Source organism: Streptomyces albiaxialis, from assembly GCF_039530985.1.
In the GTDB taxonomy this organism is placed as follows: Bacteria; Actinomycetota; Actinomycetes; order Streptomycetales; family Streptomycetaceae; genus Streptomyces; species Streptomyces albiaxialis.
In genome coordinates this window covers 1-16,948 of the sequence record NZ_BAAAPE010000004.1, presented here as the reverse complement: position 1 = coordinate 16,948, position 16,948 = coordinate 1, and the positions used below count along the sequence as shown (strand labels likewise).

Here is a 16,948-nt window from a genome sequence, read left to right as displayed (position 1 = left end):
GGCCGCCCGCCGGAACGCTCCTGGCCGTACGTCGCCAGCAACGCCCCCGCCTCGATCGGATCCCCCAGCGTCGTCCCCGTACCGTGCCCCTCCACCGCATCCACATCGGCCGCCGTCAGCCGCGCACTCGCCAACGCCGCACGGATCACCCGCTCCTGCGACGGACCATTCGGCGCCGTCAGACCATTCGACGCCCCGTCCTGATTCACCGCCGACCCACGCAACACCGCCAACACCCGATGCCCGTTACGCCGCGCGTCCGAGAGCCGCTCCAGCAGCACCAGACCCACGCCCTCCGACCAGCCGACCCCGTCCGCCGACGCCGAGAACGCCTTGCAGCGGCCGTCCCGCGCGAGGCCACGCTGACGCGAGAACTCCACGAAGGTGTTCGGGGTCGCCATCACCGTGACGCCGCCCGCCAGCGCCAGTTCGCACTCGCCCTGACGCAGCGCCTGGGCCGCGAGATGCATCGCGACCAGCGACGACGAACACGCCGTGTCCACCGTCATCGCGGGCCCTTCGAGCCCGAAGGCGTACGAGACGCGGCCCGAGGCGATGCTGGGGGCGCTGCCGGGCATCAGGCGGCCCTCCACGCCGTGGGGTGTACGGCCGAGGAAGCGGGCGCCGTAGTCGTCGTACATGACGCCCGCGTAGACGCCCGTACGGCTGCCGCGCAGCGCGTAGGGGTCGAGACCGGCGGACTCGAAGGTCTGCCAGGCCGTCTCCAGCAGCAGACGTTGCTGCGGGTCCATGGCCAGCGCCTCGCGCGGGGCGATGCCGAAGAAGTCGGCGTCGAAGAGACCGGCGTCGTGCAGGAAGCCGCCCTCGCTCGTGTAGCTGTGTCCGGCGCGGTCCGGGTCCGGGTCGAAGAGGCCCGCGAGATTCCAGCCACGGCCGGTCGGGAACGGGCCGATCGCGTCGTCTCCCTCGGTGACGAGCCGCCACAGGTCTTCCGGCGACCGCACCCCTCCCGGGTAACGGCAGGCCATGCCGACGAGGGCGAGCGGCTCGTCCAAGGACGGCGCCACCGGCGGCGGGGAGGACGGTGCGGGGGACGTCCGCCGCTGTCCGACCGTCTTCTCGCGCAGCAGGCGGATCAGTGCCCCGGGCGTCGGGTGGTCGAAGACGACGGTGGTGGGCAGGTCGATGCCGGTCTCGGCCTTGAGCCGGTTACGGAGTTCGAGCGCGGTCAGGGAGTCGAAGCCGAGGTCCTGGAACGCGCGGTTCAGGTCGAGGGACTCCGGGGCCGGGTGGGAGAGGACGGCCGCGAGCTGGGCGCGGACGAGGGCGGACAGGCTGCGCTCCTGTTCGTCCTCGGTCTGCTCCGCGAGCCGCTGCCTCCAGGACGCCCCGGCACCGGCGCCGGCGCCTCCCGGCGCACCGGCTGACGGCCGTCGCGAGGCACGGACCTTGCTCCGCAGGACCGGCAGCAGCGTGCCGTTCTCGGCCTGGGCCCGTAGCGCCGTCCGGTCGAAACGTATCGGCAGCAGGACGGGCGGGGAGGAGGACGGGGCCGCCAGCGAGGCGTCCAACAGGGCCAGGGCCTCTTCGCCGGGCAGTGGGGCGATGCCCGTACGGGCGATGCGGGCCAGGTCCGTCTCCGTCAGCTCGCTGGTCATGCCGCCGGGCGTCTCCCACAGGCCCCAGGCCAGCGAGGTGGCGGGGAGCCCGAGGGAGCGGCGGTGTTCGGCGAGGGCGTTGAGGAAGGCGTTGGCGGCGGCGTAGTTGGCCTGTCCGCCGCTGCCGAGGACGGAGGCCGCGGACGAGAACAGCACGAAGGCGGCCGGTTCCGCGCCGCGCTCCTGGAGCTGAGTGTGCAACTGCCAGGCGGCGTCGAGCTTCGGCGCGAGAACGGCGTCGAGCCGTTCGGGGGTGAGGGAGCTGAGGACTCCGTCCTCGACGATTCCGGCCGCGTGGAGGACCGCGGTCACGGGGTGCGCGTCCGGTACGGAGTCGAGCAGCGCGGCGAGGTCGCCCGGGTCGGTCACGTCGCAGCGGGCGTGGCGGACGTCGGCACCCGCCGCGGAGAGTTCCGCCTCCAGTTCCGCGCTGCCCGGCGCGTCCCCGCCGCGTCGGCTCGCGAGGAGCAGGTGCCGGGCCCCGTGCGTGGTCACGAGGTGACGGGCGACGAGGCGGGCGAGTTCGCCGCTGCCGCCCGTGACGAGGAACGTGCCGTCCGGGTCGGGACCGGACGGCCGCCCGGAACCGGCGTCGGCATCGGCATCGACATCGGCTTCGGAATCGGCATCGGGCTCGGGCTCGGGCTCGGGCTCGGCCGTGACCGAGGTCAGCCTGGGGACCAGCGGCTCTCCTGCCCGTACGGCACACTCCGTCTCCCCGGCGGCCTCGACCGCCGCGAGCACGGGGTGGAGGGCGCGGCGGGACGCCTCCTCGTCGTCGAGGTCGAGGAGCAGGATCCGGCCCGGGTACTCGACCTGGGCCGCGCGGACCATGCCCCACAGGGGCGCGGCCACCAGGCCCGCCTCGGCGCCGCTGTCGAGGGGATCGAGGCCGATCGCGTGACGGGTGGCGACGACCAGCCGCGTCTCGTGCAGCCGCTCGTCGGAGAGGAAGTCCTGGAGGAGCGCCAGCAGCCGGTGCGCGCCCTCGCGCGCCCGGTCGGGCGCAGCCACGGAGCCCACCTGTCGGCCCTCGCCCTCGCCCTCGCCCTCGCCCTCGCCCTCGGCGGAGCAGTGCACGACGACCGTCCCCGGCACATCCGCCCCTGCCCAGGCCGACGCCCGCCACGCGTCGAGGCCGACGTACACGGGCTCTTCGGGCAGGTGCGCCCCCTCGCTCATCTCCAGGGGCCGCCAGTCGAGGCGGTGCAGGGAGCGGGCCGGCGCGTCGTCGCCGCTCCGGCGGGCGGGGGCGGGGCCCCACCGGTCGGCGGGGACCCTCCGCAGGCCGAGGGAGCCGATGGTGGCCACGGGCGTGCCGGCGTCGTCGGAGAGTGTCAGCGCGATCTCGTCGCGCGCGCGCCGGTCGAGACGGACGTGGAGGCGGGTGTGCGGCCCGCCGGTGTGCAGGCGCACGCGGTTGAAGGAGAACGGGAGCCGCACGGTGTCCCGGGCCTCCGGGTCGTCCCGGTACAGCTCGTCGACGGCGTGCAGGGCGCTGTCGAGCAGGGCCGGGTGGAGGGCACAGCCGTTCGCCTCGTCGTGCTGTTCGACGGCCAGGCGTACGTCCGCGAACACCGTCTCCCCGTGCCGCCAGGCGGCGTGGACGCCGCGGAAGGCGGGCCCGTACCGGTAGCCCTGCTCGGCGAGTTCGTCGTACAGGTCCTCGGCGTCGACGGCCACCGCCTCCTCCGGCGGCCGCACCTCGGCACCCGTCGTCCCCGCGTCCGCGGGGCCGGGCTCCGCGAGGGTCCCGGCGGCGTGGCGGCGCCAGGCGCGCGACGGGTCGTCACCGTCCGGATCGCCGTCCGGATCACCGTCGTCGTCCTCACTCACGTCGCCGCCGTCCGCGGGGCGTGAGTAGACCGTGATCTGGCGGCGCCCGTCCCCGGAGCCGTCGGGCGGCGCGACCGCGACCTGGAGGTCCACGGCCCCGGTCGCGGGAAGCAGCAGCGGGCTCTCCAGCGTGAGGTCCTCGACCAGGGTGTGGCCGGTGTGCGCCGCGGCGGTGAGCGCGAGTTCGAGGAAGGCCGTGCCGGGCAGCGGGACGCTGTCGGCGATGGCGTGGTCGGCGAGCCAGCCGTGGGTGCGCGGGGAGACGCGGCCGGTGAGCAGCAGCCCGCCGTCCGCCGCGTCGACGGCGGTCGGCAGCAGCGGGTGCCCGGTCGCGTCCAGTCCTGAGGCCGCGCCGATGCCCGCGTCGGGTACGGGCCGCCAGTACCGGCGCCGCTGGAAGCGGTAGGTGGGCAGGGCCACGGGCCCCGCCCCGGTCGGCAGCGCGGCGGCGAAGTCGACGGTGCCGCCGTGCACATGGGCCGCCGCGAGCGCGGCGTGCAGGGTGTGCGCCTCGTCCCGCCCGGAACGCAGCGCGGGTACGCACAGCGGCAGCGCCCCGTCGCCGCCGGTGTCGCCCTCGGTGTCGCCGTCGTCCCCTTCTGCCGCCAGGCAGGACTCCGTCATGGCGGTGAGCACGGGGTCGGGGCCGAGTTCCACGAAGCGCGTCGCGCCCTCGGCGCGCAGAGCACGGATGCCGTCGTGGAACCGTACGGGCTGCCGCACGTGCCGCACCCAGTACGCGGGGTCGGCGAGCTGTTCCGGCGTGGCGAACGTGCCCGTGACGTCGGAGACGAGGGGGATGCGCGGCGGCGCGTAGGCGAGGCCCTCGGCGACGCGGCGGAACGCGTCCAGCATCGGGTCCATGCGCGGCGAGTGGAAGGCGTGGCTGACCCGGAGCCGCTTCGTACGGTGGCCCCGTTCGCGCAGGGGCGCCACGACCGCGTCCACGGCGTCCTCGTCGCCGGAGACGACGACGGAGGACGGGCCGTTGACGGCGGCGAGCGCGGCGCGTCCGTCGGCGCGGTCGAGCAGCGGGAGGACCTGGTCCTCGGCGGCCTCGACGGCGGCCATGGCGCCGCCTCGGGGAAGGTCCTGCATGAGGCGGCCGCGCGCGGCGACGAGCGCGCACGCGTCGGGCAGGTCGAGGACCCCCGCGACGTGCGCGGCGGCGATCTCCCCCACGGAGTGGCCGACCAGGCAGCCGGGCACGAGCCCGAACGACTCGACGAGGCGGAAGAGGGCCACCTCCAGCGCGAACAGCGCCGGTTGCGTGACCCCGGTACGGTCCAGCTCCGCCCCGGCCTCCTCGTCGTGCACGAGTTCCCGCAGCGGCCGGTCGAGCCCGAGCTGCGGGTCCAGCAGCGCGCACGTCTCGTCGAAGGAGCGGGTGTACGCGTCGTACGTCCCGTACAACTGCCGTCCCATGCCCGCCCGTTGGCTGCCCTGGCCGGTGAAGAGGAACGCGGTCTCGCCCGGCCTCGCCGGGCCGGACGCGGCGGTGAGCGCCGGGTGGTCCTCGCCCGCGGCCAGCGCGGCGAGCGCGGCGAGGAGTCCGTCCCGGTCGTCGCCGGACCCGAGCAGCACGGCCCGGTACTCGAAGACGGAACGGGTCCTCGCCAGCGACCAGGCCACGTCGGCGACCGGTACGGAGGGGCGCGCGGCGAGATGGTCGGCGAGCGCCTCCGCCTGGGCGCGGAGCGCCGGACCGGTACGCCCCGACAGCGTCCAGCCGAGGACAGGGACGTCGAGAACGGGGGCGTCGAGAACGGGTCCCGCATGCCCGGAACCCCGCTCCGGATCCGCAGGCTCCGGCTCCGGCTCCGCAGGCCAAGGCTCCGGCGGCTGTTCCAGGATCAGGTGCGCGTTGGTGCCCGAGATGCCGAACGACGAGACCCCTGCCCGCCGTACGCGTTCGCCGCGCGGCCAGGGGACGGCCCGGTCGAGGAGGCGTACGGCACCGGCCTCCCAGTCGACGTGCGGGGTGGGCTCGTCGGCGTGGAGGGTGAGGGGCAGCGTCTCGTGCCGCAGGGCCATGACGGTCTTGATGACTCCGGCGACGCCCGCGGCTCCCTGGGTGTGGCCGATGTTGGACTTGACCGAGCCCAGCCACAGCGGCCGGTCGGCGTGCCGGCCCCGGCCGTACGTCGCGAGGAGCGAGGCGGCCTCGATGGGGTCGCCGAGGCGCGTTCCGGTGCCGTGCGCCTCGACGGCGTCCACGTCGGACGGGGCGAGGTGCGCGGTGGACAGGGCCTGGCGGATGACGCGCTGCTGGGAGGGGCCGTTGGGCGCGGTGAGGCCGTTCGACGCGCCGTCCTGGTTGACGGCGGAGCCCCGTACGACCGCGAGGACGCGGTGGCCGTTGCGGCGGGCGTCCGACAGCCGTTCGAGCAGGACGAGGCCGACGCCCTCGGAGAAGGCGGTGCCGTCGGCGCCCGCGCCGAACGGCTTGCAGCGGCCGTCGGCGGCGAGGCCGCGCTGCCGGGAGAACTCGGTGAACACATTGGGCAGCGGCATCACGGTCACGCCACCGGCCATCGCGAGCGTGCACTCGCCCTGGCGCAGCGCGTGGCACGCCAGGTGGATGGCGACCAGCGAGGAGGAGCAGGCGGTGTCGAGGGTGACGGCGGGCCCCTCCAGGCCGAGGGTGTAGGCGAGCCGCCCGGACAGCACGCTGGGCGCGTTGCCCGTCACCAGGTAGCCCTCGGCCGCGCTGTCGGAGTGCGGGGTGCCGAAGCCGGGGAGCGCGGCCCCGGCGTAGACGCCGGTACGGCTGCCCTTCAGGGAGTGCGGGTCCATCCCGGCGCGCTCCAGCACCTCCCACGCGACCTCCAGCAGCAGCCGCTGCTGCGGGTCGACGGCCAGGGCCTCGCGGTGGCTGACGCCGAAGAACTCCGGGTCGAAGTCGGCGGCGTCGTGGAGGAATCCGCCACGGCGCGCGTAGCTGGTGCCCGGGTGGTCGGGGTCGGGGTGGAAGAGCCTGTCCAGGTCCCAGCCCCGGTCCTCGGGGAACGGGCCCAGCGCTTCGCGGCCCGCGGCGACCAGGTCCCACAGCTCCTCCGGCGAGCGCACGCCGCCCGGGTACCGGCAGGCCATGCCCACCACGGCCACGGGTTCCTGGTGCCGCTCCTCGGCCACGCGCAGACGCCGGCGCGTGTCGTGGAGCTCGGCGGAGACACGCCGGAGGTAGTCGACCAGCTTCTCCTCATCCACGGTTGGAGAGCACCGCCTTTCACACACCCAGTTCGTTGTCGATGAAGTCGAGGATCTGGCCCGCGTCGGCGCTCTCCAGCCGTTCGGCCGCACTGCCTTCGGCGTCGTCCGGGCCCTTGGCCGCCGTACGGGCCGCCAGTCCGGTCTTCCACCTCGCGAGCAGCGTCTCCAGCCGGGCGGTGACGGCGTCCGCGTCGGCGTCCAGGGCGGCGCCGTCGGCGGCCGCCGCGGCGGCGAGGGCGCTCTCCAGCCGGGTGACCTCCTGGAGCAGCGGAGCGGTGCCGTTCGCCGGGTCCGCTCCGTTCCCTCCGTGCGCGCCGTTTCCGCCGTGCGTCCCGTTTCCCCGGCCTCCTCCTTCGGGGGCACCGTCCGCCCGGGGGGCGAGACGTTCCAGGAGGTGCCCGGCGAGCAGGCCCGCCTCGGGGAAGTCGAAGACCAGCGCGGCGTGCAGCCGGAGCCCGGTGGCGGCGGCGAGCCGGTTGCGCAGTTCGACGGCGGTCAGCGAATCGAAGCCCAGCTCCTTGAACGAGGCGTCGGCGGACACGGCGCCGGGGCCGGAGTGCCCGAGCACCGTCGCGGCGTGGCCGCGCACCAGGTTGAGGACGATGCGGCGCCGTTCGTCGGGGGACTGCGCGGCGAGCCGCGCCGCCAGGCCGGCGGGCTGCAGGGCGTCGTCCCCTGCTGCGCCGTGCGCCGTGCGCCGCCTGCCGGCGGCCCGGCGCGCCGTCGCGGCGTACTCGGCGGCGAGGGCCCGCAGCGGCGCCGGAACCGTGCCGGGCGGCTGGGCGGCGAGCGTACGGGCGTCGAGGCGCAGCGCGAGCAGGGCGGGGCCGCCGTGCTCGCGGGCGGCGTCCAGCATGGCCAGGCCCTCGTCCGAGGTGTTGGCCTTGATCCCGTACCGGTCGATGCGGGCCAGGTCGGCGTCGCTGAGGCTTCCGGTGAGCCCGCTGGACTCGGCCCAGAGGCCCCAGGCCACGGACTGGCCCGGCAGTCCCTCGGCGCGGCGGCGTGCGGCGAGCGCGTCGCAGTAGGCGTTGGCCGCCGCGTAGTTGGCCTGGCCCGGGGTGCCCAGGGCCGAGGCGAAGGAGGAGAAGAGGACGAACAGGCCGAGCCGCTGCCCGGCCGTGGCGGCGTGCAGGTGGGCCGCGCCCGTGGCCTTGGCGTGCCAGGTGCGGGCGAGCCGTTCCGGGGTGAGCGCGGGCACGAGCGCGTTGTCGAGCGTGCCCGCCGCGTGGACGACGCCGGTCAGCGGGTGGGCGGGGTCGATGCCCGTGAGGACCGCGTCCAGCGCGGCACGGTCGGTGACGTCGGCCGCGACGACGGTGACGTCCGCCGCGCCGGACGCGCGCAGCCGGTCGGCGAGTTCGGCGGCGCCGGGCGCCTCCGGTCCCCGGCGGCCGAGCAGCAGCAGGCGCCGGGTGCTTCCCGTGCGGACGAGGTGTTCGGCGACGGCGCCGCCGAGGACGCCGGTGCCGCCGGTGACGAGCACCGTGCCGTCGGGGTCGAGGGGTGCGGGGATATCGAGGGCCAGCTTGCCGGTGTGCCGGGCCCGGCTCATGTGCCGTAGCGCCTCCCGTGCCCGTTCCAGGGGCCACGCCCGCACGGGCAGCGGGTCCAGCGCGCCCGAGGCGAACAGCTCCGCGAGTCCGCGCAGCATCTCCCCCAGCCGGTCGGGCCCGGCGTCGGCGAGCAGGTCGAACGGGTGATAGGCGACGCCGGGAGGCAACTCTCCGCCCCGGACGTCGGTCTTGCCCATCTCGACGAACCGGCCGCCCTCACGCAGCAGCCCCAGCGAGGCGTCCACGGCCTCCCCGGTCAGGCTGTTGAGGACGACGTCGACGCGGGGGAACGCGGACGCGAAGTCCAGGTCACGGGAGGACGCCCGGTGCGCCTCGTCGACGCCCATCTCCTCCAGCACATGATGCTTGGCGGGTCCGGCCGTCGCGTAGATCTCGGCGCCCAGATGACGGGCGAGCCGTACGGCGGCCATGCCGACGCCGCCGGTCGCCGCGTGCACCAGCACCTTCTCGCCGGGGCGCAGCCGCGCGAGATCGACGAGCGCGTACCAGGCGGTCAGATAGGCCACGGGCGCGGTCGCCGCCTGCCGCAGGTCCCAGCCGTCGGGCACCGGCACGAGGGTCCGCGCGTCGGCCACCGCCCGGGGGCCGAAGGCACCCTCGATCAGCCCCGTCACCCGGTCCCCCGGCGCCAGGCCCGTGACGCCGGGGCCGGTCTCGGTCACGACACCCGCGCCCTCGCTGCCGCCGAATTCGGCCTCGTCCGGGTACATCCCGAGGGCCAGCAGCACGTCCCGGAAGTTGATCCCGGCGGCCCGTACCTCGACGCGTACCTGTCCGTCCTCCAGCGGTCGTTCCGCCTGCGGGCACGGCAGGAGGGCGAGGTTCTCCAACGTGGCGGCGCCGCCCACGCTGCCCAGCCGCCAGGCCTCACCGGCCACGGGCCCGGGCACGAGCGCGGCCCGATCGCCGCCCGCCCGGGCCAGCCCCGGCACGTAGAGCTGTCCTTCCCGCAGCGCGAGTTGCGGTTCGTCCGCCGCCAGCACGCGGTGCACGGTCGTCGGGTCGGTCAGGGGACCGTCCCCGTGCGCGGCGTCGAGGAGGACGAAACGGCCGGGGTTCTCGGCCTGCGCGCTGCGTACGAGACCCCACAGCGCGGCCCCGGCCGGATCCGGGGCCTCCGCGGGTGCCTCCCCGGGTGTCTGTCCGGCGGGAGCGACGACGGCGGCGCCCCGCGTGACCAGCAACAGCCGGGTGTCGCCCCACCGTTCCTCCGCCAGCCACGCCCGCAACAGCTCGGTCGCCCGCGTGACGACGGCCAGTGCCTCGTCGTCGTCCGTTCCCAACTCGGCGACCACCACGTCGGGTACGTCCGCGCCCGCGTCCCCATCCGCGCCCGTGTCGAGCGCGGATGCCAGGTCCGTCCATGTCGCCTCGCCCACGGGCTCGGCGTCGGGTTCGGGGAGGGGGTACCAGTCCATCGTGAACAGGTCGCCGCCCGCGCGCGCGGTGCGGAGCGCCGTGCCCGTCGAGGGGCGCAGGACGACGGACTCGGCGCTCAGCACCGGCTCGCCCGCCGGGTCGGCGAGGCGCACGCGTACGCCGTCCTCCAGGCGGGGCCCGAGCGGTGTCAGCGTGACGCGCAGTGCGGTCGCGCCCTCGGCGTGGAGGGTGACGCCGCTCCACACGAACGGCAGCCACACCTGCCCGGCCCCGGTCGCGTCCTCGGAACCGGCGGCCAGTAACAGGGGCTGCATCGCGGCGTCGAGCAGCGCCGGATGCATGCCGTATCCGTCCCCGGCGCCCGCGCTCTCCGGCAGGTCCACCTCGGCGAACAGCTCCGCGCCGAGGCGCCATGCCGCCCGCAGCCCCTGGAACGACGGGCCGTACGCGTATCCGTCGGCGTCGGCCCGCTCGTAGAACCCCTCGACCGGCAGGGGTTCGGCGTCCTCGGGAGGCCAGACCCCCGGCGACGGCTCGCCCCCGGTTTCCGGTCCGGGGCTCAGGACGCCCGTCGCGTGGCATGTCCAGCCGTGGCCGTACGGGGCCGGGGAGTCCTCTGCGCCCGTGTCCTCGTCGGGGCAGGTGTGGACGCGGACGCCACGGCTGCTGTCGTCCTCGGCCGGGTCCACCGCCACCTGGACGCGGAGGCCGCCCGTCGCGGGGAGGACGACCGGCTCCTGGAGGGTGAGTTCGGTCAGTGCCGGGCAGCCCGCCGCGTCCCCGGCGCGCAGCGCCCACTCGACGAGTGCGGCCCCGGGCACCAAGTCCGTGTCCCGCACCCGGTGTTCGGCCAGCCAGGGCGAGCCCTGGCGCGTCAGCCGTCCCGTCAGCAGCCAGCCCCCGCTGTCGGCCGCCTCCAGCGCGGCGCCGAGCAGCGGGTGTCCCGTCGTCTCCAGGCCCAGGTCGCCCGCGTCCGCGCCGACGGGCTCGCCCGTGAGCCAGTAGCGCTGCCGCTGGAAGGCGTACGTCGGCAGGTCCACCACGCGGGGCGGCGGGTCGGCGGGGAACCAGGTCGACCAGTCGACCGGCGCCCCGGCGGTGAACGCCTCGGCCAGCGCGTGCCCCACCTGTTCCCTGCCGCCCTGGTCGCGGCGGAGGGTGGGCACGGTCACCGCGGTGACGCCGGTCTCCTCGAAGCACTCCTGCATGCCGAGGGTGAGGACGGGATGCGGGCTGGCCTCGATGAAGACGCGGTGTCCGTCCCGTACGAGGGCGGTGATCGTGTCGGCGAAGCGGACGGGCTCGCGCAGGTTGCTGACCCAGTACTCGGTGTCCAGCTCGGTGGTGTCGATACGGGCGCCCGCCACCGTCGAGTAGAAGGCGGTCCCGGCGGCGACCGGCTCGATCCCGGACAGCAGGGACAGCAGCTCGTCGGCGATCTGGTCGACCTGCGGACCGTGCGAGGCGTAGTCCACGTCGATCAGCCGGCCGCGCGTCCCCTCCTCCTCGGCCTTCTCCAGCAGCAGCTCGACCTGGCGGGGCGGGCCCGAGATGACGGTGGAGGACGGTCCGTTGACGGCCGCGACCACCACGTCGGCGTCCCGGGGCAGGAACTCCTCGGCCCACTCCCGTCCGGCACCGAGGGAGGCCATGGCGCCGCCTCCGGAGAGCTGCCGCAGGGCCCGGCTGCGCAACGCGACGATCCGGGCCCCGTCTTCGAGGGAGAGCGCCCCGGCCACGCACGCGGCCGCGATCTCGCCCTGACTGTGCCCCACGACCGCGGCCGGAGTGACCCCGTGCTCGGCCCACACCGCCGCCAGCGAGACCATCACCGCCCACAACACCGGCTGGATGACATCCACCCGCTCCAGCCCGGCCCCCTCCCCGCGCAACACCTCCACCAGCGACCAGTCCACATGCGGCTTCAACGCCCGCTCGCACTCCGCGACCCGCCCCGCGAACACCCCCGAGATATCCAGCAGCTCAGCCCCCATCCCCACCCACTGCGACCCCTGACCCGGAAAGACCAGCACCGGACCCGACGACTCGTCCCCGACAGCAGCCGCGTGCACCAGCGAGGGGTGCGGCTCGTCCGACGCCAGGGCCGTCAGGGCCGCCGCCAGCTCGTCACGGGTCTCGCCCAGGGCCACCGCCCGGTGTTCCAGGAGCGCCCGCGACGCCGTCAGCGACCAGCCGACCTCGGCCGGCGAACCCGACGGGCCCGGCGTCTCCGCGAGCCGTCCCGCCATCTCCCGCAGCGCCTCCGGGCTCCGCGCCGACAGCACCCACGGCACGAGTCCGCGCCCCGCGTCGGAGGGGGCCGCTTCCTCCGGCACGGGGGCCTCCTCGACGATCAGGTGGGCGTTCGTCCCGGAGATGCCGAACGAGGAGATCCCGGCCCGGCGGGGACGCTCGCCGCGCCGCCACTCCCTCTCCTCGCGCAGCAGCCGCACCGCGCCGGACTCCCAGTCCACGTGCGGTGTCGGATCCTTGATGTGCAGGGAGGCGGGGAGGCGTTCGTTCCGCAGCGCCATCACCATCTTGATCACACCGGCGACGCCCGCGGTGGCATGGGTGTGCCCGATGTTGGACTTGACGGAGCCCAGCCACAGCGGCCGGTCGGCGGACCGGTCCTGGCCGTACGTGGCGAGGAGCGCTCCCGCCTCGATCGGGTCGCCGAGCATGGTGCCGGTCCCGTGGGCCTCGACCACGTCGACGTCGGAGGTGGCGAGGCGGGCGTCGGACAGGGCCTGGCGGATGACGCGTTCCTGCGCGGCGTCGTTGGGGGCGGTCAGGCCGTTGGACGCGCCGTCCTGGTTGACCGCCGACCCCCGTACGACCGCCAGCACGCGGTGGCCGTTGCGGCGGGCGTCCGAGAGCCGTTCCAGCAGGACGAGACCCACGCCCTCGGAGAAGCCCGTACCGTCGGCTGAGGCGTCGAACGCCTTGCACCGTCCGTCCGGCGAGAGGCCGCGCTGCCGCGAGAACTCGCGGAACATCAGCGGCGAGGACAGCACCAGCGCGCCGCCCGCGAGCGCCAGCGTGCAGTCGCCCTGGCGCAGCCCCTGCGCCGCCAGATGCATCGCGACCAGCGAAGAGGAGCACGCGGTGTCCACGGTCACGGCCGGGCCCTCGAACCCGTAGGTGTATGCCACCCGGCCGGACAGGACGCTGGTGAGGCTGCCGGTGGTGGCGTGTCCCTCGTAGCCCTCGGGGATGCGCGGGAGCTGGGAGAGGTAGTCCTCGCTGGAGACCCCGGCGTAGACGCCCGTCCGGGTGCCCCGCAACGTGCCCGGATCGATCCCGGCCCGCTCCAGCAGCTCCCACGACACCTCCAGCAGCAACCGCTGCTGCGGATCCATCGCCAGCGCCTCACGCGGACTGATCCCGAAGAACTCCGCGTCGAACTTGTCCGCGTCGGTGACGAATCCGCCCTCGCGCACATAGCTGGTCCAGGGCGTGGCGGGGTCCGGGTCGTACAGCTTCTCCAGGTCCCAGCCGCGGTCCCTCGGGAACGGGCCGATGACGTCCTGTCCCTCGGCGACGATCCGCCACAGATCCTCGGGCGACCCGGCGTCGCCGGGGAAGCGGCAGGCCATGCCGACGATCGCCACCGGCTCCTGGTACCGCTCCTCGACCTCGCGCAGCCGCTTCCTGGTGGTGTGCAGATCGGCGGTGACGCGCTTGAGGTAGTCGACCAGCTTCTCTTCATTCGCCATGGCGGGCCACCATTCAGGACACTCCCAGCTCGTTGTCGATGAAGTCGAACACCTGGTCGGCGGAGGCGGACCGCAGCCTGTCCGCCGCCTCGTCGGCCTCGTGCTCGTCGCTCGTGCCGCTCCCGGTCCCGGATCCGGCCCCGGCTCCGGTCCCGGCGGCGCCGTTCGCGGCGCGGGAGCCCTTCCACTTCGCGAGCAGGTCCTCCAGGCGGGCGGTGACGGAGCCGAACTCGCCGTCCTCCAGCGCCGCGTCCGCGAGCGTGGCCTCCAGCCGGGCCAGCTCGTTCAGCAGCGCGTTGCCGGGATCGCCCGCCGGGCGCACCCGGCCCGACGAGGATGCCGCCGAGGCTCCGTTCCCGCTTCCGTGCGCGCCGTCGGCCGGTGCGAGACGGTGCAGCAGGTCGCCCGCGATGCCCTCGGCCGTGGGGTGCCGGAAGACGTACGCGGCGGGCAGCCGCAGCCCGGTCGCTGCGGCGATACGGTCCCGCAGCTCGACGGAGGTCAGCGAGGTGAAGCCGAGATCCTTGAACGCCTCCCCGGCCGGGACGGCGACGGGGTCGGTGTGCCCCAGCACGGCCGCCGCGTGCCGCCGCACCAGGTCGAGCAGCGCGCGGCGCCGCTCGTCCTGCCCGAGCCCCGCGAGCCGCGCGGCCCAGTCCTCCGGACGGCCATCGCCCGCGTCCGCGGCGGCGCCGCGCCGCCGTACCGTTTCCGGCCGCGTCACGACGAGGGAGTGCGGGGACGCGGCCGGTACGGTCACGGCACGGGTCCCGGCGGCCCCGCCGACCAGCAGATGGGACGCGGGGTGCGGCAGTACGGCGTCGAGGGTCCGCTCCTCCGTGCCGTCCGCACCCACCGTGCCGTCCGCGCCCTCCGGATCCGTCCAGAGCACGGACGTCGCGGGCAGGCCGAGCGCGTGGCGGTGGGCGGCGAGCGCGTCGCAGTACGCACGGGCGGCGGCGTGGTCGAGCGCGCCCCCGTCCTCGTCCCCGACCCCGTCCCCGGCCTCGTTCACCGCAGCCGCATCCGGTTCGGAGAAGAGCGCGAACCACCGTACCGACGGCACCCCTTCCGTCGCCGCGTGCAGCTCGGCCGCGACAGTGGCCTTCGTCCGCCACACCTGCTCGGACGTGCCCTCGCGCGTGCCCGCAGCATGTACGACCCCGGTCAGCGGGTACGCCGGATCCACGCTCGCGACGAGCGCGGCGGCCTGGCCCGGCTCGGACAGATCGGCCGCGACGACGCGCACCGGTACCCCCCGCTCCTCGATACGGGCCGCGAGCGCGGCCGCCCCCGGCGCCTCGGGGCCCCGGCGGCTGACGAGCAGCAGCCTCGCGGCCCGCCCCGTACGGGACAGGTACTCGGCGACGCGGCCGCCCCAAGCGCCCGTACCGCCACTGACCAGCACGGTGCCCGGCGCCGCCGCGTCCGGGACCTCCGGGCGCCCGCCCTCGTCCCGCGTCCAGCGGGGAGCGAGCACCCGGCCCGCGCGCAGGGCGAGTTGGGGTTCGCCCCGTTCCACGGCGGCGGACACCGCGGCACGCAGCGCGGGGTCCGTCGTGCCCGATTCCTGGGCCGGATCCAGGTCCAGCAGCAGGAAGCGGCCCGGGTGCTGTTCCTGGACATGCCTCAGCCGCCCCCAGAACCCCGCCCGCACGGGGTCGAGCGCGGTGCCGTCACCGGGCACGCCCACGTCCACGGCTCCCCTGGTCAGCAGCACCAAGGTCGCGTCCACGGCGCGCGGTTCGGCCAGCCACTCCCGTACGAGGGCGAACGCGGACTCCGCATCCACGAGCCCGGAGGCGCTGCCGCTGTGCACGTCGGCGAGGACCACGGAGGGCCCGCCCTCCAGCGCGTCCGTCACCGGGGCGCGCCCCTCGGCGTACGCGCGGCCGTCGATCACGGGCCACTGTCCGTCGGCTGTTCCGTCGGTCCCCGCGAGCGCGAGCGGCGTCCACGCCGCCGCGCGGAGCCCGGCGCCCCGGGCGCGCCGTCCGGCGGCGCGCAACGCGTCGGCGTCCAGCGGACGCAGCACGACCGACTCCACCGTCATCACCGGCGCGCCCACGGCGTCGGCGATCTCCACCCGCACCTCACGCCGGTCGTCCGCCGCCGACTCCGGCGCCAGGGGCGTGAGCCGCACGCGTGCGGTCGTGGCGCCCCTCGCCCACAGCGATACGCCTGACCAGGCGAACGGCGTCCACAGCCGCGTACCGCCCTGGTCACCGAGCACAGCGGGTTGCAACGCCGCCTCCAGCAGCGCGGGATGGATGCCGAAGCCCTCGTCCCCGCCCCGGCCTTCGGGGCGCTGGACCTCCGCGTAGAGGTCGTGCCCGTTCCGCCACAGCGCGCGCAGCCCCCGGAACTCCGGCCCGTACGCGCACCCGGCGGCCTCGGCCCGCTCGTAGAACCCGTCCAGGGCGACGGGGCGCGCACCCGCCGGAGGCCGCGTACCGTCGCCGTCCGGCTCCTGCCCCTGGGGCGCGCCGTCGTGCGGGGCGAGCAGGCCCGCCGCATGGAGGGTCCAGCTCTGCGCGCCCCCTCCGTCACCGTCCCGTTCGGCGCAGGACGACACTCTCACCCCGCGGAGGCCGTCGCTGTCCGGCGGTTCGACGGACACCTGTAGCAGCAGGCCGCCGCCCGCCTCCGGCGGAATCAGCGGTTCGCGCAGCGTCAGTTCCCGCACCTCGCCGCAGCCCACCTCGTCCCCGGCACGCAGCACCCACTCGGCCAGCGCCCCGCCCGGAACGACGGGCATCCCCGCCACCGTGTGCCCCGTGAGCCACCCGCCGGTTCCGGCCCGGATCCTCCCGGCCAGCACGAGCCCCCCGTCGGAGAGCCGCACGGAGGCGGGCAACAGCGCGTGCGCCGTACGCCCGAGCCCCGCCGCCCCGGCCCCGCCGGCCCCCGCACCCGCTTCGAGCCAGTAGCGCTTGTGCTGGAAGGGGTAGGTCGGCAGCTCGACCACTGGCTGCTCGTCCAACCACGTCGTCCAGTCGACAGGAACCCCGGCCACATACGCCTGCGCCAGGGCATAGGCCACCTGGTCACTACCGCCCTCATCACGACGAAGGGTCGGGACGGTGACGGCCACCTCGACGCCCGCCTGCTCGAAAGTCTCCTGCATACCCAAGGTCAGCACCGGGTGCGGGCTCGCCTCGATGAAGACCCGATGCCCCGCATCCAGCAGAGCGTGGACGGTATCGGCGAAGCGAACGGGGCGGCGCAGGTTCGTGATCCAGTAACCGGTGTCCAGACCGGTGGTCTCGATACGGGCACCGGTCACCGTCGAATAGAACGCAACGGGCGCCCGAACCGGCTCGACACCGGCCAGCACCTCGCCCAGCTCCCCGGTGATCTCATCCACCTGAGGACCGTGCGAGGCATAATCCACCTCCACCAACCGAGCCCGCCCACCCGCTCCCTTCACCACCTCCACGACAGCAGCCACCGCCTCCGGCGGACCCGACACCACCGTGGACGACGGCCCGTTGACGCCCGCCACCCCCACCTCCGGGTGCGAGGCAAGCAACTCCTCGGCCCGCTCCCGGCCGATACCGAGCGAGGCCATCGCCCCACCCCCGGCCAACCGACGCAACGCACG

General features: G+C 75.3%; 3 protein-coding genes. All 3 read right to left on the bottom strand.

What is annotated here, in order from left to right; translation table 11 throughout:
• Positions 1-6,665, bottom strand: a 6,665-nt coding sequence (locus ABD343_RS08100; protein WP_344525629.1) for an SDR family NAD(P)-dependent oxidoreductase, incomplete at its 3' end; no start/stop codon positions are given.
• Between the two features lie 19 nt (positions 6,666-6,684).
• A complete protein-coding gene (locus ABD343_RS08095; protein ID WP_344525627.1) occupies positions 6,685-13,344 on the bottom strand; it encodes an SDR family NAD(P)-dependent oxidoreductase in 6,660 nt (2,219 codons plus the stop codon).
• A 13-nt stretch (positions 13,345-13,357) separates the two neighbouring features.
• Positions 13,358-16,915 (bottom strand): acyltransferase domain-containing protein, encoded by a 3,558-nt coding sequence (locus tag ABD343_RS08090; RefSeq protein ID WP_425578125.1) that lies wholly within the window; start codon positions 16,913-16,915, stop codon positions 13,358-13,360.
• Positions 16,916-16,948 lie beyond the last annotated feature (33 nt).

Excerpts from the sequence above, each read along its gene's own strand:
- ABD343_RS08095 (WP_344525627.1), bottom strand. The coding sequence starts at position 13,344 with ATGGCGAATGAAGAGAAGCTGGTCGACTACCTCAAGCGCGTCACCGCC.
- ABD343_RS08090 (WP_425578125.1), bottom strand. The coding sequence starts at position 16,915 with ATGGCCTCGCTCGGTATCGGCCGGGAGCGGGCCGAGGAGTTGCTTGCC.